At 61.5% G+C, this 20,933-nt stretch carries 23 protein-coding genes; 10 read left to right on the forward strand and 13 right to left on the reverse strand.

Features of this window, described 5'->3' with window-relative positions:
• The first annotated feature begins 155 nt into the window (after window positions 1-155).
• Window positions 156-371: a dodecin gene (locus tag ACLEJR_RS25055; RefSeq protein ID WP_003177209.1), complete on the forward strand. Its 216-nt coding sequence runs from the start codon at window positions 156-158 to the stop codon at window positions 369-371.
• 113 nt (window positions 372-484) lie between these two features.
• The gene (locus ACLEJR_RS25060) at window positions 485-706 is read left to right on the forward strand and encodes a DUF1161 domain-containing protein (RefSeq protein WP_440798870.1); all 222 of its coding nucleotides are present in this window, start codon (window positions 485-487) and stop codon (window positions 704-706) included.
• 52 nt (window positions 707-758) lie between these two features.
• On the opposite strand, the gene ACLEJR_RS25065 is transcribed toward ACLEJR_RS25060, so the two are convergent.
• Window positions 759-1,760 (reverse strand): LLM class flavin-dependent oxidoreductase, encoded by a 1,002-nt coding sequence (locus ACLEJR_RS25065; RefSeq protein WP_440798872.1) that lies wholly within the window; start codon window positions 1,758-1,760, stop codon window positions 759-761.
• Between the two features lie 239 nt (window positions 1,761-1,999).
• Between ACLEJR_RS25065 and ACLEJR_RS25070 the strand changes: the two genes are divergently transcribed.
• Window positions 2,000-2,431 (forward strand): OsmC family protein, encoded by a 432-nt coding sequence (locus ACLEJR_RS25070; RefSeq protein ID WP_440798874.1) that lies wholly within the window; start codon window positions 2,000-2,002, stop codon window positions 2,429-2,431.
• Window positions 2,432-2,562: 131 nt separating this feature from the next.
• The gene (locus ACLEJR_RS25075) at window positions 2,563-2,796 is read left to right on the forward strand and encodes a DUF1161 domain-containing protein (RefSeq protein WP_440798876.1); all 234 of its coding nucleotides are present in this window, start codon (window positions 2,563-2,565) and stop codon (window positions 2,794-2,796) included.
• 6 nt (window positions 2,797-2,802) lie between these two features.
• On the opposite strand, the gene ACLEJR_RS25080 is transcribed toward ACLEJR_RS25075, so the two are convergent.
• Window positions 2,803-3,228: a PA0061/PA0062 family lipoprotein gene (locus ACLEJR_RS25080; RefSeq protein ID WP_440817294.1), complete on the reverse strand. Its 426-nt coding sequence runs from the start codon at window positions 3,226-3,228 to the stop codon at window positions 2,803-2,805.
• A gap of 42 nt (window positions 3,229-3,270) precedes the next feature.
• Complete coding sequence (locus ACLEJR_RS25085) at window positions 3,271-3,684, reverse strand: PA0061/PA0062 family lipoprotein (protein ID WP_440817296.1); 414 nt, start codon at window positions 3,682-3,684, stop codon at window positions 3,271-3,273.
• A 60-nt stretch (window positions 3,685-3,744) separates the two neighbouring features.
• On the opposite strand from ACLEJR_RS25085, the gene ACLEJR_RS25090 reads away from it, so the two are divergent.
• Window positions 3,745-4,836 (forward strand): aminopeptidase, encoded by a 1,092-nt coding sequence (locus tag ACLEJR_RS25090; protein WP_440817298.1) that lies wholly within the window; start codon window positions 3,745-3,747, stop codon window positions 4,834-4,836.
• A 339-nt stretch (window positions 4,837-5,175) separates the two neighbouring features.
• On the opposite strand, the gene ACLEJR_RS25095 is transcribed toward ACLEJR_RS25090, so the two are convergent.
• From ACLEJR_RS25095 to ACLEJR_RS25105, 3 genes are all read right to left on the reverse strand, one after another.
• Window positions 5,176-5,451 (reverse strand): HU family DNA-binding protein, encoded by a 276-nt coding sequence (locus tag ACLEJR_RS25095; RefSeq protein ID WP_440798884.1) that lies wholly within the window; start codon window positions 5,449-5,451, stop codon window positions 5,176-5,178.
• Between the two features lie 192 nt (window positions 5,452-5,643).
• The gene (locus ACLEJR_RS25100) at window positions 5,644-6,792 is read right to left on the reverse strand and encodes an NAD(P)/FAD-dependent oxidoreductase (RefSeq protein ID WP_440817300.1); all 1,149 of its coding nucleotides are present in this window, start codon (window positions 6,790-6,792) and stop codon (window positions 5,644-5,646) included.
• Window positions 6,793-6,815: 23 nt separating this feature from the next.
• Entirely contained in the window at window positions 6,816-6,983 is a 168-nt protein-coding gene (locus tag ACLEJR_RS25105; protein WP_440798888.1) for a rubredoxin, read from the reverse strand.
• A gap of 196 nt (window positions 6,984-7,179) precedes the next feature.
• Between ACLEJR_RS25105 and ACLEJR_RS25110 the strand changes: the two genes are divergently transcribed.
• Window positions 7,180-7,743, forward strand: coding sequence for a chorismate--pyruvate lyase family protein (locus ACLEJR_RS25110; RefSeq protein WP_440798890.1), 564 nt, complete (start codon window positions 7,180-7,182; stop codon window positions 7,741-7,743).
• A complete protein-coding gene (ubiA, locus tag ACLEJR_RS25115; protein WP_440817303.1) occupies window positions 7,743-8,633 on the forward strand; it encodes a 4-hydroxybenzoate octaprenyltransferase in 891 nt (296 codons plus the stop codon). Before ACLEJR_RS25110 ends, ubiA begins: the two co-directional genes overlap by 1 nt.
• 120 nt (window positions 8,634-8,753) lie before the next feature.
• Here the strand turns inward: ubiA and ACLEJR_RS25120 are convergent, their stop codons facing one another.
• The gene (locus tag ACLEJR_RS25120) at window positions 8,754-9,137 is read right to left on the reverse strand and encodes a COG4315 family predicted lipoprotein (protein WP_440798894.1); all 384 of its coding nucleotides are present in this window, start codon (window positions 9,135-9,137) and stop codon (window positions 8,754-8,756) included.
• A gap of 151 nt (window positions 9,138-9,288) precedes the next feature.
• On the opposite strand from ACLEJR_RS25120, the gene phoB reads away from it, so the two are divergent.
• From phoB to ACLEJR_RS25135, 3 genes are all read left to right on the forward strand, one after another.
• The gene (phoB, locus tag ACLEJR_RS25125; protein ID WP_440817304.1) at window positions 9,289-9,978 is read left to right on the forward strand and encodes a phosphate regulon transcriptional regulator PhoB; all 690 of its coding nucleotides are present in this window, start codon (window positions 9,289-9,291) and stop codon (window positions 9,976-9,978) included.
• 154 nt (window positions 9,979-10,132) lie between these two features.
• Window positions 10,133-11,419, forward strand: a complete 1,287-nt coding sequence (gene phoR / locus ACLEJR_RS25130) for a phosphate regulon sensor histidine kinase PhoR (protein ID WP_440798950.1) — start codon at window positions 10,133-10,135, stop codon at window positions 11,417-11,419.
• A gap of 123 nt (window positions 11,420-11,542) precedes the next feature.
• On the forward strand, window positions 11,543-12,883 hold the full coding sequence (locus ACLEJR_RS25135) for a hemolysin family protein (protein WP_440798896.1): 1,341 nt from the start codon (window positions 11,543-11,545) through the stop codon (window positions 12,881-12,883).
• Between the two features lie 211 nt (window positions 12,884-13,094).
• Here ACLEJR_RS25135 and ACLEJR_RS25140 read toward each other — a convergent pair whose 3' ends face one another.
• The 6 genes from ACLEJR_RS25140 to ACLEJR_RS25165 all read right to left on the reverse strand — a co-directional run bounded on the left by ACLEJR_RS25140 (window position 13,095) and on the right by ACLEJR_RS25165 (window position 20,829).
• The gene (locus ACLEJR_RS25140) at window positions 13,095-13,991 is read right to left on the reverse strand and encodes a peptidoglycan DD-metalloendopeptidase family protein (protein WP_440817306.1); all 897 of its coding nucleotides are present in this window, start codon (window positions 13,989-13,991) and stop codon (window positions 13,095-13,097) included.
• Between the two features lie 217 nt (window positions 13,992-14,208).
• Window positions 14,209-15,141 carry a response regulator gene (locus tag ACLEJR_RS25145; RefSeq protein WP_440817309.1) on the reverse strand — a complete coding sequence of 311 codons (933 nt, stop codon included), beginning with the start codon at window positions 15,139-15,141 and terminating at the stop codon, window positions 14,209-14,211.
• A gap of 167 nt (window positions 15,142-15,308) precedes the next feature.
• The gene (gene phoU / locus ACLEJR_RS25150; protein WP_440798903.1) at window positions 15,309-16,070 is read right to left on the reverse strand and encodes a phosphate signaling complex protein PhoU; all 762 of its coding nucleotides are present in this window, start codon (window positions 16,068-16,070) and stop codon (window positions 15,309-15,311) included.
• A 112-nt stretch (window positions 16,071-16,182) separates the two neighbouring features.
• Window positions 16,183-17,016 (reverse strand): phosphate ABC transporter ATP-binding protein PstB, encoded by an 834-nt coding sequence (gene pstB / locus ACLEJR_RS25155; RefSeq protein WP_440798905.1) that lies wholly within the window; start codon window positions 17,014-17,016, stop codon window positions 16,183-16,185.
• A 93-nt stretch (window positions 17,017-17,109) separates the two neighbouring features.
• Complete coding sequence (gene pstA, locus ACLEJR_RS25160; protein WP_440798907.1) at window positions 17,110-18,780, reverse strand: phosphate ABC transporter permease PstA; 1,671 nt, start codon at window positions 18,778-18,780, stop codon at window positions 17,110-17,112.
• 15 nt (window positions 18,781-18,795) lie between these two features.
• On the reverse strand, window positions 18,796-20,829 hold the full coding sequence (locus ACLEJR_RS25165) for an ABC transporter permease subunit (protein WP_440817324.1): 2,034 nt from the start codon (window positions 20,827-20,829) through the stop codon (window positions 18,796-18,798).
• Between the last annotated feature and the right edge of the window lie 104 nt (window positions 20,830-20,933).

A 20,933-nucleotide genomic window follows, 5' to 3' on the forward strand; every position in this document is an offset into this window, starting at 1 on the left:
GGTGGTGCTCTCCTGCAGTGGTTGAACGTGTGTGAGTTGGGACTCCAGCCGTTTCTGAAAGTGCAGTAAATCTGAACTTTAGAAGCGTCAACGGCGACACATGTAAGGCACACAATCGCTGCTAGGCTGACTAGGACAACCCAAGGAGACTTCCCATGAGTGATCATCACACGTACAAAAAGGTCGAGCTGGTCGGCTCGTCTCCCACCAGTATCGAAGACGCCATCAACAACGCGTTGGCCGAGGCCAGCAAAAGCCTCAAGCATCTGGAATGGTTTGAAGTCACCGAGACTCGCGGACACATCGAGAACGGTCGGGCCGCGCATTTCCAGGTGACCATCAAGGTCGGCTTCCGGATCGCCAATAGCTGATCGCCGATGAACTTGCTCGCTGGCGCAGTGCCATAGGAATGGCGATGCGCTATGGTATGCGCATCACGATTTACCCATACCTGCCTTATTGATCCGACCAAGGAGTGCGAGCGATGAAGAAGTTGATGGTAGCCCTGGGCTTGCTGAGCCTTGCGGGCAGTGCGTTTGCGGCCGGCAAGCCTTGCGAAGAGTTGAAAAGCGAAATCGCAGCGAAACTTGATGCCAAGGGTGTGTCAAGTTATACGCTGGAAATCGTCGACAAAGGCGCGGCGGCTGACGGAAAAGTCGTCGGCACCTGTGAAGGCGATACAAAGGAAATCGTTTATAAGAAGTGATTCTTGAAACGGCAAAGCCGACGCAGTGCGTCGGCTTTTTTGCGCCCCCGATTCAGCCCTTCATGACCTGCGCCAGCAGCTCATAAGAGTGTAGGCGGTCGGCGTGCTCATACAGGTCGCTGGTAAAAATCAGCTCGTCGGCCTGGGTCTGCTCGATCAGTACCTGCAACCTGGCGCGGATCTTCTCTGGCCCGCCAATCATGGCCAGGCCCAGGAAATCGCCCACCGCTTCCTTCTCATGGGGCAACCACAGGCCGTTCATGGACTCCACCGGTGGCCGCTGCACCAGGCTCTGGCCGCGCATTAACGCCAGGATCCGCTGATACACCGATGTCGCCAGATAGTCGGCCTGTTCGTCCGTGTCCGCCGCCACCAGGGGCACCCCGAGCATGACGTAAGGCTTGTCGAGCACCTCGGACGGCTTGAAGTGATTGCGATAGACACGGATCGCCTCATGCATGAAACGTGGAGCGAAATGGGAGGCGAAGGCGTAGGGTAAACCGCGCTCACCGGCCAATTGCGCGCTGAACAGGCTCGAACCCAACAGCCACACCGGCACATTGGTTCCAGTGCCGGGCATGGCAATAATCCGCTGATCCGGCGTGCGTGGACCCAGGTAGCGCATCAGCTCAGTCACGTCTTCGGGGAAATCGTCCGCACTGCCGGAGCGCTCGCGGCGCAAAGCGCGGGCAGTCATCTGGTCGGAGCCGGGTGCGCGGCCCAACCCCAGGTCGATTCGACCGGGGAACAGACTTTCCAGGGTGCCGAACTGTTCGGCGATGACCAACGGCGCATGGTTGGGCAGCATCACCCCGCCGGAGCCGACCCGAATGGTCGAAGTGCCACCCGCCAGATAGCCCAGCAGCACCGCCGTCGCGGAACTGGCGATGCCATCCATGTTGTGGTGTTCGGCGACCCAGAAGCGGGTATAGCCGTATTTTTCCACGTGCTGCGCCAGGTCCAGGGAATTGCGCAGGGACTGGGCGGCATTGCCGTCAGCGCGAACGGGCACGAGGTCGAGGGTCGAGAACTTCACTTCGGACAGCTGTTTCATCGGCTGGGATCTCCAACGGCGTTCCGGGCTTTCCTACGGGCGAAAGCCTGCCGTTTTCTATAGGTGTGTTCCATGCAATGTGGGCATATACCCGAGTTTCAATAGCGGCAAACGAATTTTCCTACTAAATTAGTCGACTAATCGACCGGGTGAACTTTATCAGTCCGTCTATCCTCACAATCCTGGCAATCAAAAAACACCGGGCGCGAACCCTCGCGCCGGATCCTGAGGAGGCAGACATGGCTATCATCAAGAAAGCATCGGCACACTGGGAAGGCGATCTGAAGACCGGAATCGGCTCCATTTCCACGGAAACAGGCGTCCTGCGCGAAGCGCCCTACGGTTTCAAGGCACGCTTCGAAGGCGGCCGGGGCACCAACCCCGAAGAGCTGATAGGCGCGGCCCACGCGGGCTGTTTCTCCATGGCATTTTCCATGATCCTGGGCGATGCCGGGCTCAAGGCCGAGCGCATCGACACCAACGCCGAAGTGACCCTCGACCAGGTTGATGGCGGGTTCGCAATCACGGCGGTGAAACTGATCCTGAAGGCGAAGATCCCCGGCGCCAGCCAGCAGCAGTTCGAAGAACTGAGCAAAAAGGCCAAGGAGGGTTGCCCGGTTTCCAAAGTGTTGAATGCCAACATCACCCTGGAAGCGACGCTGGAGGGTTGAGGCACTGAAAGGATCGTAGTCTCTTGGAGGCCGCGATCCTTACACCTGTTATCACGGCGCAGATCTATGGTCGAATGAGGGCCAGCAGTTTCAGCGCACAGGCAGTGCGCGCTGCACTGAGGACGTCGAGCATGAAACGATTTGCCCTGTTGGTCGGCAGTTGCGCTTTGGCTACATCAGCCCTGGCGGCACCTAAACCTTGCGAAGAACTCAAGGCAGAGATCGAAGCCAAGATCCAGGCTCAGAATGTGGCTTCCTACACGCTGGAAATAGTCACCAACAACGAAGTCAAAGACCAGAACATGGTGGTGGGCTCTTGCGAAAACGGTACGAAAAAAATCGTCTACCAGAGGAACGACAACTAGACGCTCCTAGGGAATGCAGCGCACTTGTCGATCCTCGGCGACGATTTCCCGCTTGGCGTCATAGAGCCGGGCGCTAGGGGTGAACGCCAGGTTGCGCGCCTCCAGGCGATAACGCTGGCCGGCTTCGAAATGATCGTATCGCACGCTCAGGTAGCACAAACGCTCCTGCGGCTCGGTCAGCACTCCGAACCCGCCACCGCCAAACACTTCGAAGTCGAAGCGAACTTCCAGTTCATGGCTACCCGGCGAGACCTGGAAAAAGCGTCCGTCCCGCAGGCGCTGACCGTCCAGTTTTTCCGCCATCAGCACCTTGCCACCCGGCGTAGGCGTCGCGAAATCGACCCAGGCCATGGCCGGATCGACCGAGGGCAACGGGCTCGTTGCGCATCCGCCCATCGCGATGGCGGCCATTGTCAGCAAGTAAAGGCGCATGGAGTGCATCCCTGGATAATCAGCGGCTGAGCATAGCGCCGATCAGCTTTGCTGACAGCCCGCCGGCGTGCCTTGCCCCACGACATTGCGCTGTTGGTCGTACAGCTTGGCCCATGGCCGGAAGCCGATACTGCCCGCCTGCAACTGGTAACGCTGGCCGGCGTTGAAATCCTTGAATTTCACGTTCAAGCGACAATCACGCCACAGCGGTTCGGCGTCCGGACCGATGTTGCCCGGTTCCACAGCGAATTGATAACGCACCGTCAGCTCATGGCTGCCGGGTTGTACCTCGAAATAACGACGGTCGAGCGACGTCTTGTCATCGACCTTGAGCGCTTGCAACGCAGTGTCCTGGTGGCTTCCAAGGTCAATCCACGCCTGGGAAGGATCGGGGTCAGGCAAACCGGCGCAACCGGTCAGCAGCAACAGGCCACTCGTCAGCATCAACACGCGCATAGCGAAGCTCCGGGCAGGCGGGATAGTCTTGTGGGCAGACTTTTTCCCAGGTAATTGCAATTGATCAGGCCGCATTCAAGCCATCGGTTACTCGACCGTGTTTTCCGGTTTTTGTTTCCAGGCCTCTTGCTTTTGTTACTCAACGGTTGTGCCAGCGTCGGTTACTACGGCCAGCTCGTCAGCGGGCAGTTGCGGTTGTTGCAGGCACGAGAGCCCATCGACCAGGTGATTGCCGACCCCACTCGCGATCCGCAGCTTCGCGCGCACCTGGCCCAAGCCCGCGAGGCACGAGCGTTCGCCAGCGCCCGGTTACACCTGCCGGAGAATAAGAGCTATCGCCTGTACGCGGACATCGGTCGTCCGTTCGTGGTCTGGAATGTCTTCGCCACGCCTGAATTCTCGCTGACACCGCAAAACCATTGTTTCCCGATTGCCGGCTGCGTCGCATATCGCGGCTACTACAGCCAGGGCGCGGCCCGTGGCGAGGCGGCATTGCAGCGCTTGCAAGGCATGGACGTGGCGATCGGCGGGGTAGAGGCTTACTCGACGCTCGGCTGGTTCAACGACCCGATCCTGAGTTCGATGATGCATTGGGGCGACGAACGCCTGGCAACGCTGATTTTTCATGAACTGGCGCACCAGCGCGTTTATGTAAAGGACGACACTCAGTTCAATGAGTCCTTCGCCACCTTCGTCGAACAGGAAGGCACCCGGCAATGGCGCGCCAGTCGTGGGTTGGGGCCGGATACCGGCAAGCGCATGCAGCAGCGCGAACAGTTTATCCAACGGGTCCTCGACACGCGCCAGCGGCTGGAACAGCTGTACGCCCAACCATTGCCGGCCGAGCAGATGCGCCAGCGAAAGGCCGAGGAGTTCCAGCGCCTGCGGGCCGACTATGAACACCTGCGCGATAGCCAATGGGCGGGCGATAAATACTTCGACGCCTGGGTTTATGCGCCATTGAACAACGCGCGGCTATTGCCGTTCGGGCTGTATAGCCAGTGGGTGCCGGCGTTTGCGGCGCTGTATCGGCGTGAGGGCGGTGATTGGGTGGCGTTCTATGAGGCGGTGGAAAAGCTTGGGAAGTTGTCGGCTGCTGAACGCAGAGCGGCGTTGGAGGCATTGGCAGGACCGAAAGATCCCACCGATTGACTGCAATGCCGTTCACTTAAGATTTATCACTTGTCGTGGCGAGGGAGCTTGCTCCCGCTGGGCTGCATAGCAGCCCCAGAAGCTTGGGACCGCTGCGCGCTCCAGCGGGAGCAAGCTACCTCGCCACGGGGCGGTGATGTCTTGAAGTGAACAGTATTGCACCGATACCGATTGACCTGGCTTTATCGCGAGCAGGCTCGCTCCCACATGGGAGCGGGATAGCACCGGGAGAATAGGTCGGCTATCAGGCCGCCTCGCGAGCACGCAAAAAAGGGCACCCGAGCCAATCGGCGTGCCCTTTCTGTTGCCATTGCAGCCTGGTCCCGACGAACTCAGTGCTTACGGGTTCACCTGATCCTTCAGATTCTTGCCCGGCTTGAAGGCAACGGTGTTGCTGGCCTTGATTTTCACCGGCTCACCGGTCTGCGGGTTCTTACCGGTGCGGGCGCCACGGTGGCGTTGCAGGAAAGTGCCGAAGCCGACTAGGGTGACGCTGTCCTTGCGATGCAGGGCGCCGGTGATTTCTTCGAGAACGGCGTTGAGGACGCGGTTGGCTTGTTCTTTGGTGAGGTCTGCCTTTTCCGCGATGGCGGCGGCGAGTTCTGGTTTACGCATGAATGAAGCCCCTTTTGACGGTTTTTTTGTTGTTATGTCTGGACGGCTCTCATGGGAACCGCCCCTAAGGCGCCGCAGGCTCTACTCTGCGGCAGACGGGAGTGAGGATGGCACGGGGCCGAAAACGGCGCCAGTGTCGGGGCGACCTTTCTGGGACCAAAAGTAGGGTTTTTGCGACAGAACGACCAGTATTTACGCCAGCAGGGCCGGAAGCTCCTTGTTCAGGGCCAGTTTTTCCATCACGGCCGCCCCCGTCAGGGCATAGCCCAGCAGGTTGCCTCGGGCGTCGCGGCACAAGGCTTTGATGTCGGCGCCCTGCCCTTCGACGCTCCACACACCTTCGCTGCCCCTGGGCGGCGGCGAGACCACCAGCGGGCAGACTGGGGTTTTCACGGTAATCGGCATGGCGCCATAGCTGACGGTCGTGGGGTTGCCGGCCAGCGTCTGGGCCAGGGCACGGGCGCAGCTCATCAGCGGCATGACATACAGCAGATTCAGACCGTCGACCTCGGCGCAGTCGCCCAGCGCGTAGATATTGGCGTGGGAAGTTTTCAGGTGACGGTCGACCACCACGCCACGATTGACCACCAGACCGGCAGCCGCTGCCAGATCGATCCGCGGGCGCAGGCCGATGGCCGAGACCACCAGATCGCAGACAATGACCTGACCGTCGGACAGGTGCGCCTCCAGCCCGTCGGCCACCCGCTGCAGCCGGTTGAGCACCGGGCCCAGATGGAAACGCGCACCGAGGCTTTCCAGGCCGGCCTGCACCGCTGCGGCCGCCGCCGGGTGCAGCAGCGTCGGCATCACCTGCTCACAAGGCGCCACCAGTTGCACCTCGTAGCCACCCAGGATCAGGTCATTGGCGAATTCGCAGCCGATCAGGCCGGCACCGAGCAGCAGCACCCGACGCTTGCCGGCGGCGGCAGCGCGAAAACGCGCGTAGTCTTCCAGGTCATTGATGGGAAAGATCAGGTCGCCAGCGTCGCCCTGCACCGGCACTCGCACGGTTTCCGCGCCCCAGGCGAGGATCAGGTCGCGGTAACTTACCGCCTCTTCGCCGATCCACAGGCGTTTGTGCCCCGGGTCGATGCCGCTGATGCGCGTATGGGTGCGCACCTCGGCCCTCAGCTGTTCGGCCATGGCCCCGGGTTCGGCCATGCTCAGGCCGTCGGCATCCTTGTTCTTACCGAAACCGGTGGAGAGCATTGGCTTGGAATAGGAGCGCCCATCGTCCGCAGTGATCAGCAGCAGCGGGGTTTCGCTGTCGAGTTTGCGAAACTCCCGGGCCAGGTTGTACCCGGCTAGCCCCGTACCGACGATGACGACAGGTGCGCTCATACTGTTCTCCCTTTGAGAAACAATCAGTCGATTTCGATCATTTCGAAATCCATCTTACCCACGCCGCAGTCCGGGCAAAGCCAGTCTGCCGGGACGTCTTGCCAGCGGGTGCCGGCGGCGATGCCATCATCCGGCCAACCATCGGCTTCGTTGTAGATCAGGCCGCAGACGACACATTGCCACTTCTTCATTCAGATACTTCCTCAGGTGTCAGGCGTTTGCCGGCATGGTTGGGTCGATATGAAGCTGCCCTTCCGGCTCAGGGCGTTTTGTACTGATCGTTCGCGACAGATGCAAGCATGATCGGAACGACGCGGGCTGAATCGGGCAAAACCTTCGACCGACATGGTAAGCTCGCCGCCTCATTTGCTGCCATTCAAGACCTCTGTGCCGCATACAAATTCGCTTTTTCCTACACTTCAATGGCGGCCCCGGCACCTGCTGGCGCCGCGTCCCGATGCCGGGGTACTCGATTGGCTGTTCGACGAAGGCTCCCTGACGCGGCGCCTGACCGCTCTATCGCTCGACCACTTCAGCGTGACACCGCTGTTCGAAGGTTGGCAGCCGTTGCGCAGCGATGAATGCACCGCGCTGGACCTGCCGGAAGGCAGCGAAGGCTGGGTCCGCGAAGTGTATCTGCGCGGTCATGGCGAGCCGTGGGTATTCGCCCGCAGTGTAGCGGCGCGTAGTGCGTTGCAGGGCGACGGGTTGCAGATGGATGAACTGGGCAGCCGCTCCCTGGGGGAGCTGCTGTTTTGCGATCAGGCGTTCCAGCGCGGCGACATCGAGGTTTGCCACTATCCCGAGCCGTGGCTGCCGCTCGAGGTACGCGCCCCTGAACTCTGGGGCCGCCGTTCGCGCTTCGATCGCGGCGCGTTGAGCGTGCTGGTGGCGGAAATTTTCCTGCCACGCCTGTGGAACGTCGCCCGTGCCTATTCGGAGGCTGACTGATGTACTTGCAACTGCTCAAATCCCTGAACCGCCTGAACCCCCGGGCCTGGGACTTCGTGCAACTGACCCGCATGGACAAGCCCATCGGCATTTACCTGCTGCTGTGGCCGACGCTCTGGGCCCTGTGGATTGCCGGCAACGGTTCACCCTCCCTCGCCAACATCGTGATCTTCGTCCTCGGCGTGGTGCTGACCCGAGCCGGTGGCTGCGTGATCAATGACTGGGCCGACCGCAAGGTGGACGGCCACGTCAAGCGCACCGAGCAACGCCCGCTGGTGAGCGGCAAGATCAGCTCGAAAGAAGCGCTGGTGTTCTTCGCCCTGCTGATGAGTGTCAGTTTCCTGCTGGTGCTGTGCACCAATGCGCCGACCATCCTGTTGTCCCTCGGCGGGCTGGCACTGGCCTGTACCTACCCGTTCATGAAGCGCTACACCTATTACCCGCAAGTGGTGCTGGGCGCGGCATTCTCCTGGGGCATGCCGATGGCGTTCACTGCTGAAACCGGTCATTTGCCGGCGGCGGCGTGGCTGCTGTACATCGCCAACTTGCTGTGGACGGTGGGCTACGACACGTACTACGCGATGACCGACCGTGACGATGACTTACGGATCGGTGTGAAGTCCACGGCGATCCTGTTCGGCGATGCCGACCGGGTAATCATCCTGACCCTGCAAGGCCTGGCCCTGTGTTGCCTGCTGCTGGCCGGCTCACAGTTCAAGCTCGGTGGCTGGTTCCACCTGGGCCTGGTGGCCGCTGCCGCGTGCTTTGCTTGGGAGTTCTGGTACACCCGCGGCAAGGACCGCATGCGCTGCTTCAAGGCGTTCTTGCACAACCACTGGGCCGGGTTGGCGATTTTCGTGGGGATTGTGCTGGATTATGCGTTGCGCTGAGGCGCAGATTGAACCGTGGCGAGGGAGCTTGCTCCCGCTGGAGTGCGAAGCGCTCCCAAAAAGAGGGGGCCGCTTCGCAGCCCAGCGGGAGCAAGCTCCCTCGCCACAAACAGCGTTTTGTCAGTCAGGCTTGGCAACCTTCCAGGCGCCGTCCATTTTGCCGTCTCCGGTCATATCCCCGGCCTTCTTGTCCATGACGAAGGTGTACAGCGGCTTGCCATCGTAGGCCCACTGCTTCTTGCCATCGTCACGGGTGATCACGGTCCATTCGCCCATGGACTTGGCATCGCTGTCAGCCATAAGCGGCGGCCAATTGGCCGCGCATTTGTCGTTGCAGGCCGACTTGCCGGCCGCGTCCTTGGCAAACGTGTACAACGTCATGCCTTTGTGATCCGTCAACATCCCGTCTTTTTCCATCGCCGGCTCAGCCGCGAACGCCATGGCCGGCAGTGCCAGGGCAGCCATCAACGCCAGGGCCTTGGTGGTTTGGGTGAAGTAAGTCATGGAAACCTTCTTTTGTGGTTGTCAGGATTCGGACTCAAAGCTTAGTCCAGGATCCCCCACGCTGCCGGCCGATGAAATTACTGTCACACGACTGCAATAATTCCGTTATCTAATGCGGCGCAAGACAGTTAAATGACAAGAGGATTACCCCATGGTTGGCAGGAGCATTCTGATCGTCGACGACGAGGCGCCCATCCGCGAGATGATCGCCGTTGCGTTGGAGATGGCCGGCTATGACTGCATGGAAGCAGAGAACTCCCAACAGGCCCACGCCATCATCGTCGACCGCAAGCCCGACCTGATCCTGCTGGACTGGATGCTACCCGGTACGTCCGGCATCGAACTGGCGCGGCGTCTCAAGCGTGACGAGCTGACCGGTGACATCCCAATCATCATGCTCACCGCCAAGGGCGAAGAGGACAACAAGATCCAGGGCCTGGAAGTCGGTGCCGACGATTACATCACCAAGCCGTTCTCTCCTCGGGAGCTGGTGGCGCGCCTGAAGGCCGTGCTGCGCCGCGCCGGGCCGACCGATGGCGAAGCGCCGATCGAAGTCGGCGGCCTGCTGCTGGACCCCATCAGCCATCGCGTGACCATCGACGGCAGACCCGCCGAGATGGGCCCGACCGAATACCGCCTGCTGCAATTTTTCATGACTCACCAGGAACGCGCCTACACCCGCGGCCAACTGCTGGACCAGGTCTGGGGCGGCAACGTGTATGTCGAGGAACGCACCGTGGACGTACACATCCGCCGCCTGCGCAAGGCCCTCGGCGATGCCTATGAGAATCTGGTACAAACCGTGCGCGGCACCGGCTATCGTTTCTCCACCAAGGCCTGAGAAAAGCAGCAGCGAGTTTCAAGCTACAAGCTGCAAGTAAGAGCAAGATCCACCACCGACCCGTTTCAAACTTGCAGCTTAAAGCTTGCAGCTTTTAGCTGCTTCCAAAGGAAGCCCCGTGAACCAAAACTGGCATGGCACCCTGATTCGCCACATGTTGTTGCTGGTGACCGGCTGTTTGCTGATCGGCCTGATCAGTGGTTATTACGGCTGGAGCCTGGCCGCGGGGCTGGGGCTCTACCTGGCCTGGACCCTCAAGCAGTTGCTGCGCCTGCATGAATGGCTGCGCCTGCATCAACCCGACGAAGCCCCACCCGACGGCTACGGCCTGTGGGGCGACGTGTTCGACAGCATCTATCACCTGCAACGCCGCGACCAGCGCGTTCGCGGGCGCCTGCAAGCGGTGATCGACCGGGTCCAGGAATCCACCGCCGCGCTGAAAGACGCCGTGATCATGCTCGACAGCGATGGCAACCTGGAATGGTGGAACCGTGCCGCCGAAACCCTGCTCGGGCTCAAGACGCCCCAGGACAGCGGTCAGCCGGTGACCAACCTGGTGCGTCATCCGCGCTTCAAGGAATATTTCGAGCAGGACAGCTACGCCGAGCCGCTGGAAATTCCTTCGCCCACCAATGATCGGCTGCGAATCCAGCTGTACATCACCCGCTACGGCAACAACGAGCACTTGATGCTGGTGCGGGATGTGACTCGCATCCATCAGTTGGAACAGATGCGCAAGGACTTCATCGCCAACGTGTCCCACGAACTGCGCACACCGCTGACGGTGATCTGCGGTTACCTGGAGACCCTGCTCGACAACGTCGAGGAAGTGAACCCACGCTGGAGCCGTGCCTTGCAGCAGATGCACCAGCAAAGCGGGCGCATGCAGACGCTGCTCAACGATTTGCTGCTGCTGGCAAAGCTGGAAGCCACCGATTACCCGTCGGACAATCAGCCGGTGCTCATCGACGATCTGTTGCAGATCATCCGCGAAGACGCCCAGGAACTGTCCGGCACCAAGCAACAGACCATCACCCTGGAAGCCGACCCGGCGGTGCAGCTCAAAGGCAGCGAGGCGGAACTGCGCAGCGCGTTTTCCAACCTGGTGTTCAACGCGGTCAAATACACGCCAGAGCAAGGCCGGATCCACGTGCGCTGGTGGGGTGACGAGCAAGGCGCGCACCTGAGCGTGCGCGATTCAGGCATCGGCATCGATGCCAAACACTTGCCGCGCCTGACCGAACGCTTCTACCGCGTCGATTCCAGCCGCAACTCCAACACCGGCGGCACCGGGCTGGGCCTGGCGATCGTCAAGCATGTGCTGCTGCGGCATCGCGGGCGCATGGAGATCAGCAGCGTGCCCGGCCACGGCAGCACGTTCACCTGCCATTTCGCCCCGGCCCAAGTGGTTCGCGCCCGTCTTGCCAGCTCCGCCGATTGATACCGACCCGCATTCACCTCTAGGCAACTGCGGAGTCAGCCGCTACATTGGCTGACTTGCGCCTGCCTTTTCAGGTGCTCATTTTCTAACCTTACGACTCTACGGAACCCGCAAAACCCCATCATGGACCCTTCCCCTGGCTTGTCCCTCGTTTCACTCTTCGCCGAATTCGGCATGATTCTTTTCGCTTTTCTCCTGGTTCTGCTCAACGGTTTCTTCGTTGCGGCCGAATTTGCCATGGTCAAGCTGCGCTCGACCCGGGTCGAGACCATCGCCGAGCAGAACGGCTGGCGCGGACACATCCTGCGTACCGTCCACAGCCAGCTCGACGCTTATCTGTCCGCCTGCCAGCTGGGTATCACCCTGGCCTCCCTCGGCCTGGGCTGGGTCGGCGAGCCCGCCTTTGCGCACATTCTCGAACCGTTGCTGGGCGCGGTGGGCGTGCAGTCACCGGAGGTGATCAAGGCGGTTTCGTTCTTCACGGCGTTCTTCATCATTTCCTACCTGCACATCGTGGTCGGCGAGCTGGCGCCCAAATCCTGGGCGATCCGCAAACCCGAACTGTTGTCGCTATGGACGGCCGTGCCGCTGTACCTGTTCTACTGGACCATGTACCCGGCGATCTACCTACTCAACGCCAGCGCCAATGCCATCCTGCGCATCGCCGGCCAAGGCGAGCCCGGCCCGCATCACGAGCATCATTACAGCCGGGAAGAACTCAAGCTGATCCTACACTCCAGCCGGGGCCAGGACCCCAGCGACCAGGGCATGCGTGTGCTGGCCTCGGCCGTGGAGATGGGTGAGCTGGAAGTGGTGGACTGGGCCAACTCCCGGGAAGATCTGGTGACGCTGGAATTCAACGCGCCGCTCAAGGAAATCCTGGCGATGTTCCGTCGCCACAAATTCAGCCGTTATCCGGTGTACGACAGCGAGCGCCAGGAGTTCGTCGGCCTGTTGCACATCAAGGACCTGCTGCTGGAACTGGCGGCCCTGGACCACATCCCCGAGTCGTTCAACCTCGCCGAACTGACCCGTCCCTTGGAGCGCGTGTCCAGGCACATGCCGCTGTCACAGCTGCTGGAACAGTTCCGCAAGGGTGGCTCGCACTTCGCAGTGGTGGAGGAAGCCGATGGCAACATCATCGGCTACCTGACCATGGAAGACGTGCTGGAGGTGCTGGTGGGCGACATCCAGGATGAACACCGCAAGGCCGAACGCGGCATCCTGGCCTACCAGCCGGGCAAGCTGCTGGTGCGTGGCGACACGCCGTTGTTCAAGGTCGAGCGCTTGCTCGGCATCGACCTGGACCACGTCGAGGCCGAGACCCTGGCCGGGCTGGTCTACGAGACCCTCAAGCGCGTACCGGAAGAGGAAGAAGTGCTGGAAGTCGAAGGCCTGCGGATCATCATCAAGAAGATGAAAGGGCCGAAGATCATCCTGGCGAAGGTGTTGATGCTCGATTGAGTGGTTGACCGAGGGTCGGCGGCGCGGCCATCGCGAGCAGGCTCGCTCCCACAGGGGAACGCTTTTTCAGGCGGGAACACGCAGACCTGTGGCGAGGGAGCTTGCTCCCGCTGGGTCGCGAAGCGGCCCTAAAGCGACGACTGCTTCGCCCGAGGCGTCGGACCGACCGAGCGGGAGCAAGCTCCCTCGCCACAAGAGCCTCGCGATGGCATCACTGCTTGCCCACCGCAAAATTAGGCAACTCCCCCACTGGCTGGTTGAACTGATAGGGAATCGACACCAGCCCCAACCCGGTATTGCGCTGCACCACGAAATGCAGGTGCGGGCCGGAGCTGTTGCCGGTGTTGCCCGACAGCGCCAACGGCGTGCCCACGCCCACCCGCTGTCCTTCACGCACGCTTACTGAACCCTTCTGCAGATGCAGGTAGACGCCCATGGTCCCGTCGTCGTGCAGCACCCGTACGAAATTGCCTGACGGATCGTCGCCCCGACCGGTCTGCCGGTTTTCGGTCTTGATCACCACGCCGCCCCGCGCCGCGATGATCGGTGTGCCCTCGGGCATGGCAATGTCCATGGCATAGCGGTTCTTCGGTCCGTAGTGGCTGTATTGACCGTTCGCCCCCTGACTCAGCCGGAACGGCCCACCGCGCCACGGCAGCGGGTAGCGATAGGCCTGCGCCGTACCGGCAGGGTCGCCCAGGGAATATTCGAACCGTGGGGTATACACCAGCGGCCTACCGGGCTGGGTGGCCGTAAGCAGCGCCAGGCGCAGGTTGCTGCGTGCCGGCAGCACCCTGCGGATCGGCCGGCTCGGTGCCCCACTGACATTACGCAGGTCGGCGAAACTCAGCTCTATTTCCACCGGCGCGTAAAGATCATTGCGCACATATACCGCGTCCGCGCCCTTTTGCTTCTTGATATCGAGAAACACCTGACGCTCCAGATGCTCGACCATGCGATCGCGAAAGACGAAGACCTGGGCGCCCTTGCTGGGACGGTCGCTATAGGAGACGACACCATGGGCATCGGTGGATTTGTAGATGGTCATGGCCATGGCCGAGGTGGAGGCCAGGACAAGACCGCAGGCGAACAACAAGGGCGCGAGCATGGGCAAAGGTTCTGTCGAAAAATGAAGGCCTGCACAGCAGCCTAGCAGCTGGGATGGACCAGCGTAGTCGACAGATGTTTCAAAAGTGAATCAGAACGCGATGTGGAATGTGACGGCCTCATCGCGAGCTGGCTCGCTCCCACACTGATCCCGTCGTAACGAAGACCCCCTGTGGGAGCGAGCCTGCTCGCGATGACGGACCAGCAGGCGCCGCCGATCAGGCACCCGGCACGAAGTGCTTCTGGGCGGTGCCGCGGGCGATCAGGCGGGAGATGTAGTCGAGCTTCTGCGGGTCTTTGTCGACGAAGCGGAACGTCAGTTGCAACCATTCGCTGTCAGGCGTTTGCTCATGGGCGACGACGGCGTGCAGGTAGCCATTGAGACGCGCGGTTTCGGCGTTGTCGCCCTGCTCCATGTCCAGCACCGCGCTTTCGAGCACTTGTGGCAGGGCGTCGCTGCGCTTGACCACCAACAGCGCTTCCTTGAGGCTCAAGGCCTTGATCACGCAGGCCTGGGTCCCGCTGGACAGGCGCAACTGGCCCTGGCCACGATTGCCCGCCGGCGTTGCAGCCGGGGCCTTGACGGGTGGGCTGTTGAGCAAGCCACCCGCCGGCGCGGCGGCCACCGCTGCGGGCCTGGCGACTGGATTCACAGCAGGTGCGGCAGCGGCGACCGGGGCTGCCTTGCCGCCGGTCAGGGCGCTGAGGGAGTCATTGCCGAACGCCGAATTCATCTTGGTCGGGGCGCTGTTCATCAAGGTGTCGAGCTTGCCAACCTTGTGCAGGGCCTGCTTGACCTTGGTCAGCAATTGCTCGTTGGTGAAGGGCTTGCTGACATAGCCGGATACGCCGGCCTGGATCGCCTGGACTACGTTTTCCTTGTCGCCGCGACTGGTAACCATCACGAACGGCATGCCCTTGAGGTTATCCTGCTGGCGGCACCAGGTCAGCAGTTCAAGGCCGGACATTTCCGGCATTTCCCAGTCGCACAGCACCAGGTCGAACGCTTCGCGCGCCAGCAGCGCCTGGGCTTTCTTGCCGTTCACCGCATCTTCGATGCGCACGCCCGGGAAATAATTGCGCAGGCATTTCTTCACCAGGTCACGAATGAACGACGCATCGTCCACGACCAATACACTGACCTTACTCATCCAGATACACCTCTAAAAAATCCCGGCAAGCATACCGCTTTTACTGATGGCACATTGCCAAAAACCTTCAGTCACGCCGGGACTTCTCGTTCACGGGGTGCTGCATTCGGTTAAAAAAAACCCAAAAAAAAGCCCGACCAGAAGGCCGGGCGCTTTTCTTGGCAATCCTACTTATCGTCAGTTTCAACCGGAACATTAGGGGTTTCGGACGGGGTGCCCTCAACTTCTTCCTTCATTCGCTTCAGGCCCATGTGCCGTACGTCGGTGCCACGCACCAGGTAGATCACAAGTTCCGAGATGTTGCGCGCATGATCGCCGATACGCTCCAGCGAACGCAGCACCCAGATGATGCTCAACACCCGGGAGATGGAGCGCGGGTCTTCCATCATGTAGGTCGCCAGCTCGCGCAGGGCGGTCTTGTATTCGCGGTCGATGATCTTGTCGTACTGAGCCACGGAAAGTGCCAGGTCGGCATCGAACCGGGCAAAGGCGTCCAATGCGTCGCGGACCATGTTGCGTACCTGGTCGCCGATGTGACGGACCTCGACGTAACCACGCGGCGCCTCGCCTTCCTCGCACAACTGGATGGCACGACGAGCGATCTTGGTGGCTTCGTCGCCGATTCGCTCAAGGTCGATCACCGACTTGGAAATGCTGATGATCAGACGCAGGTCGGAAGCCGCCGGTTGACGACGGGCCAGGATCCGCAGGCACTCTTCATCGATGTTGCGCTCCATCTGGTTGATCTGGTCATCGATCTCGCGCACCTGCTGGGCCAGGCCGGAGTCGGCCTCGATCAGCGCGGTCACCGCGTCGTTGACCTGCTTTTCCACCAGCCCGCCCATGGCCAGCAGATGGCTGCGCACTTCCTCCAGCTCGGCGTTGAACTGTGCGGAAATGTGATGAGTAAGGCCTTCCTTCGAAATCATGGTTTTGCTCCGCAAAAGCTGTGAGCTGCAAGCTTCAAGCTGCAAGCTGATGTGTGTCGTTACGCTGAACTGCCTTTACTTGCCGCTAGAAGCTTGCGGCTCGCAGCTGCCGCTAGCCGTAGCGGCCGGTGATGTAGTCTTCGGTCTGCTTCTTCGCCGGATTGGTGAACAGGGTGTCGGTGTCGCCGAACTCCACCAGCTTGCCCATGTACATGAACGCGGTGTAGTCCGAAACCCGCGCCGCCTGTTGCATGTTATGGGTCACGATGACGATGGTGAACTTGGACTTGAGCTCGTAGATCAGCTCTTCGACTTTCAGCGTCGAGATCGGGTCCAGGGCCGAGCAGGGTTCGTCGAGCAGCAGCACTTCCGGCTCCACGGCGATGGTGCGGGCGATCACCAGACGTTGTTGTTGACCGCCCGACAGGCCCAGGGCCGAGTCATGCAGGCGGTCCTTGACCTCATCCCACAGCGCCGCGCCCTTGAGCGCCCACTCCACGGCTTCGTCGAGAATGCGCTTCTTGTTGATGCCCTGGATGCGCAGGCCGTAGACCACGTTCTCGTAGATGGTCTTGGGAAACGGGTTGGGCTTCTGGAACACCATGCCGACGCGACGACGCAGCTCGGCCACGTCCTCGCCCTTGCGGTAGATGTTGTTGCCGTAGAGGTTGATCTCGCCTTCGACGCGGCAACCGTCCACCAGGTCGTTCATGCGGTTGAACGTGCGCAGCAAGGTCGACTTGCCGCAACCCGACGGGCCGATGAACGCGGTGACGCGCTGCTTCGGGATGTTCAGGCTGACGTCGTACAGCGCCTGCTTCTGGCCGTAGAACAGGCTCAGGCCCGGCACTTCAATGGCGACGGTTTCCTCGGCCAGGTTCAGGCTCTGCTTGTCGCGACCCAGGGCCGACATGTTGATGCCGTGTGTATGTGCTTCGTGTTGCATGGGCTCACTCCGTTCGTAGCTGCAAGCTTTGAGCTGCAAGCTGCAAGTTTGGGCAAAAGCGGCTTCTAGCTTGCCGCTTGTAGCTATTGGCTGTTAGCTATCCAACGCCTTGTACTTTTCCCGCAGATGGTTACGGATCCACACCGCCGAGAGGTTCAATATGGCGATCACCAGCACCAGCAACAGCGCCGTGGCGTAGACCAGTGGCCGCGCCGCCTCGACGTTCGGGCTCTGGAAGCCGACGTCGTAGATATGGAAGCCCAGGTGCATGATCTTCTGGTCCAGGTGCACGTAGGGATAGTTGCCATCCAGCGGCAGCGACGGCGCCAGTTTCACCACGCCCACCAGCATCAGCGGGGCCACTTCACCGGCGGCGCGGGCCACGGCGAGGATCATGCCGGTCATCATCGCCGGGCTCGCCATCGGCAGGACGATTTTCCACAAGGTCTCGGCCTTGGTCGCACCCAGCGCCAGGGAACCTTCGCGTACGGTTCGCGGGATTCGCGCCAAACCCTCTTCCGTCGCCACGATCACCACCGGCACCGCCAGCAATGCAAGGGTCAACGACGCCCAGAGCAGGCCCGGCGTACCGAAGGTCGGTGCCGGCAGCGCTTCGGGGAAGAACAGCCGGTCCAGCGAGCCACCCAGCACGTACACGAAGAAGCCCAGGCCGAACACGCCGTAGACAATCGCCGGGACACCCGCCAGGTTGTTGACCGCGATCCGGATGACTCGGGTCAAGGTGTTCTGCTTGGCGTATTCACGCAGGTAAACCGCCGCCAGCACGCCGAACGGCGTCACGATCATCGCCATGATCAGGGTCATCATCACTGTGCCGAAAATCGCCGGGAAGATACCGCCTTCGGTGTTGGCTTCACGTGGGTCGTCGCTGAGGAATTCCCAGACCTTGCTGAAATAGAAACCGAGCTTGGTAAAGGTGCCCATGGCGTTCGGCTGGTAGGCGTGCACCACCTTGCCGATGCCGATCTCCACTTCCTTGCCGTTGGCGTCGCGGGCGGTCAGGCTGTCGCGGTTGAACTGAGCGTGCAGCTCGGCCAGGCGCGCTTCAACCTCCTTGTAACGGGCGTTGAGTTCGGCGCGCTCGCTGTCCATGTCGGCTTGGGCGGCGGCATCGAGCTTGCCGTCCAGTTCCAGCTTGCGACCATGCAGACGCACGCGCTCCAGGCCGGCGTTGATCGAACCGATGTCGACTTTTTCCAGGGTCTTGAGCTCGGCAGCCAGCTGGTTGACGCGCTGTACGCGGGCCTGCAGTTCCGGCCAGGCGGCCTCGCCTTCGGCGATGACCTTGCCATCCTGCTTGACGTTGACCAGGTAGCCGTAGAAGTTGCCCCACTCACGACGCTCGATGGCCATCAGCTCCGGCGGCGTGGTCTGGTTGCTCAACCAGTCACCGACGATCCAGGTGAAGTCAGTGCCGTTGAGGTCACGGTTGCCGACCTTGACCAGTTCGCGGGTCATGAACTCAGGGCCTTCGTCCGGCACCGGCAGGCCGGCGCTTTTGAGACGTTCACGTGGCACTTCTTCCTTCTGCACCACTTCGCCCACCACCAAATGCGCGGGCATGCCCGGCACGTTGTAGTTGGCGTGGATCAGGTCCGCCGGCCAGAAGTGGCCCAGGCCGCGCACGGCGATTACCGCCAGCAGGCCAATGGTCATGATCACCGCGATGGACACCGCGCCACCGCTGATCCAGACGCCAGGGGCGCCGCTCTTGAACCATCCTTTCAGGGAGTTCTGTTTCACAGACTTCTACCTTTCTTAAAGCGACGAATATTTCTTGCGCAGACGCTGACGGATCAGCTCGGCGAGGGTGTTCATGACGAAGGTGAACAGCAACAGCACCAGCGCCGAGAGGAACAGCACGCGGTAGTGGCTGCCGCCGACTTCCGACTCGGGCATCTCCACCGCGACGTTGGCCGCCAGGGTGCGCAGGCCTTCGAACAGGTTCATTTCCATGACCGGCGTGTTGCCGGTGGCCATCAGCACGATCATGGTTTCGCCCACCGCACGGCCCATGCCGATCATCAGCGCCGAGAAAATACCCGGGCTGGCGGTGAGGATCACCACGCGGGTCATGGTCTGCCACGGCGTGGCACCGAGGGCCAGGGAGCCCAGGGTCAGGCCGCGGGGCACGCTGAACACGGCGTCTTCGGCGATGGAATAGATGTTCGGGATGACCGCGAAGCCCATCGCCAGGCCGACCACCAGGGCGTTGCGCTGGTCGTAGGTGATGCCCAGGTCATGGGAGATCCACATGCGCATGTCGCCGCCGAAGAACCAGGCTTCCATGTACGGGCTCATGTACAGTGAGAGCCAGCCGACGAACAGGATCACCGGGATCAGCAGCGCGCTTTCCCAACCATCCGGCACTTTCAGGCGTACGGATTCAGGCAAGCGGCTGAAGACGAAACCGGCCACCAGGATGCCGATCGGCAGCAACATCAGCAGGCTGAAGATGCCCGGCAAGTGACCTTCGACATACGGCGCCAGGAACAGGCCGGCGAAGAAGCCGAGGATCACCGTCGGCATCGCTTCCATCAGCTCAATCACCGGTTTGACCTTGCGGCGCATGCCCGGGGCCATGAAGTAGGCGGTGTAGATCGCGGCCGCAACTGCCAGCGGCGCCGCCAGCAACATCGCGTAGAACGCAGCCTTCAGCGTACCGAAAGTCAGCGGCGAAAGGCTCAGCTTGGGTTCGAAGTCGGTGTTGGCGGCGGTCGATTGCCAGACGTATTTAGGCTCGTCATAGTTTTCGTACCAGACCTTGCTCCACAACGCGCTCCAGGAGACTTCCGGATGCGGGTTGTCCAGCAGCAGCGGTTGCAACTTGCCGCCCTGCTCGACGATCAGCCGGTTGGCCCGCGGCGACATGCCGAACACACCCTGGCCATCGACCACCTGGTCCACCAGCAAGGTGCGGTGGGCAGTGCTGTGGAATACGCCGAGCTTACCGGCCGCATCGAGGGCGACGAAGCCTTTGCGGCGTTCTTCGGCGGTGATTTCCACGATCGGCGTGGTGCCCATCTGGAAGGTGCGGATCTGCTTCAGGCGCTGGTCGCCGTCAGGATCGCGGGCCATGAACCATTGGGACAGGCCACCCTTGGAGTCGCCGACGATCAGCGAAATGCCGCCCACCAGCTGGGCCGCGGCGGTGACTTGGGCGTCGGCGTTTTCCAACAGCTTGTAACGGCCGTTGAGGCTCTTGTCGCGCAGGCTGAACACGTCGGCCTGGGCACGCCCGTTGACTACATACAGCCACTGTTGGCGCGGGTCGACGAAGATGTTCTTCACCGGCTCCGTCATCTGCGGCAGCTCGATGCGGGTCTGCTCGCTGGTGACCTCGCCGGTCATCATGTTTTCTTCGCTGGTCAGCGACAGGACGTGCAGTTGGGCACCGCTGGACCCGGCCAGCAGCAGGGTCGAATCGGTGGCGTTGAGGCTGACGTGCTCCAGCGGCGCGCCTTGCTCGTTCAGCGTGATCGGCGACTCGCCGTAGGGGTATTCAACGGCCGGCGTGATGGTCTTCTTGCCGTCCGGGTAGCTGACTTTGTAGGTGTGACGGAACACCACCGCCTGGCCGTTGGACAGACCGATTGCCACCAGCGGGCTGCCGGGCTGGTCTTCACCGATGGACACCACGTTGGTGCCGGCCGGAATCGGCAGGTCGACACGACGCAGTTCGGCACCGCTGTCGAGGTTGTAGAACAACGCCTGGCCTTTGTCGGAAACCCGCATGGCGACCTGGTTCTGCTCTTCGATGGCTACCATCAGGGGCTTGCCGGCGTCCTGCATCCAGGCCGGGGTGATCGAGTCCTTGCGGGTCAGCTCAGCGCCCTGGAAGAGCGGAAGCACCACGTAGGCCAGGAAGAAAAAAATCAGGGTGATGGCCGCCAGGA

This window comes from Pseudomonas sp. SMN5, assembly GCF_052041925.1.
Classification (GTDB): Bacteria; Pseudomonadota; Gammaproteobacteria; order Pseudomonadales; family Pseudomonadaceae; genus Aquipseudomonas.

Coding starts and splice junctions, on each gene's coding strand:
- ACLEJR_RS25060 (WP_440798870.1), top strand. CDS start 485: ATGAAGAAGTTGATGGTAGCCCTGGGCTTGCTGAGCCTTGCGGGCAGT.
- ACLEJR_RS25075 (WP_440798876.1), top strand. CDS start 2,563: ATGAAACGATTTGCCCTGTTGGTCGGCAGTTGCGCTTTGGCTACATCA.
- ACLEJR_RS25105 (WP_440798888.1), bottom strand. CDS start 6,983: ATGAAGAAGTGGCAATGTGTCGTCTGCGGCCTGATCTACAACGAAGCC.
- ACLEJR_RS25135 (WP_440798896.1), top strand. CDS start 11,543: ATGGACCCTTCCCCTGGCTTGTCCCTCGTTTCACTCTTCGCCGAATTC.
- ACLEJR_RS25165 (WP_440817324.1), bottom strand. CDS start 20,829: ATGCAGGACGCCGGCAAGCCCCTGATGGTAGCCATCGAAGAGCAGAAC.
- ACLEJR_RS25145 (WP_440817309.1), bottom strand. CDS start 15,141: ATGAGTAAGGTCAGTGTATTGGTCGTGGACGATGCGTCGTTCATTCGT.
- phoB (WP_440817304.1), top strand. CDS start 9,289: ATGGTTGGCAGGAGCATTCTGATCGTCGACGACGAGGCGCCCATCCGC.
- ubiA (WP_440817303.1), top strand. CDS start 7,743: ATGTACTTGCAACTGCTCAAATCCCTGAACCGCCTGAACCCCCGGGCC.
- ACLEJR_RS25140 (WP_440817306.1), bottom strand. CDS start 13,991: ATGCTCGCGCCCTTGTTGTTCGCCTGCGGTCTTGTCCTGGCCTCCACC.
- ACLEJR_RS25120 (WP_440798894.1), bottom strand. CDS start 9,137: ATGACTTACTTCACCCAAACCACCAAGGCCCTGGCGTTGATGGCTGCC.
- phoR (WP_440798950.1), top strand. CDS start 10,133: ATGTTGTTGCTGGTGACCGGCTGTTTGCTGATCGGCCTGATCAGTGGT.
- ACLEJR_RS25065 (WP_440798872.1), bottom strand. CDS start 1,760: ATGAAACAGCTGTCCGAAGTGAAGTTCTCGACCCTCGACCTCGTGCCC.
- ACLEJR_RS25080 (WP_440817294.1), bottom strand. CDS start 3,228: ATGCGCCTTTACTTGCTGACAATGGCCGCCATCGCGATGGGCGGATGC.
- ACLEJR_RS25070 (WP_440798874.1), top strand. CDS start 2,000: ATGGCTATCATCAAGAAAGCATCGGCACACTGGGAAGGCGATCTGAAG.
- ACLEJR_RS25055 (WP_003177209.1), top strand. CDS start 156: ATGAGTGATCATCACACGTACAAAAAGGTCGAGCTGGTCGGCTCGTCT.
- ACLEJR_RS25095 (WP_440798884.1), bottom strand. CDS start 5,451: ATGCGTAAACCAGAACTCGCCGCCGCCATCGCGGAAAAGGCAGACCTC.
- ACLEJR_RS25085 (WP_440817296.1), bottom strand. CDS start 3,684: ATGCGCGTGTTGATGCTGACGAGTGGCCTGTTGCTGCTGACCGGTTGC.
- phoU (WP_440798903.1), bottom strand. CDS start 16,070: ATGATTTCGAAGGAAGGCCTTACTCATCACATTTCCGCACAGTTCAAC.
- ACLEJR_RS25100 (WP_440817300.1), bottom strand. CDS start 6,792: ATGAGCGCACCTGTCGTCATCGTCGGTACGGGGCTAGCCGGGTACAAC.
- pstB (WP_440798905.1), bottom strand. CDS start 17,016: ATGCAACACGAAGCACATACACACGGCATCAACATGTCGGCCCTGGGT.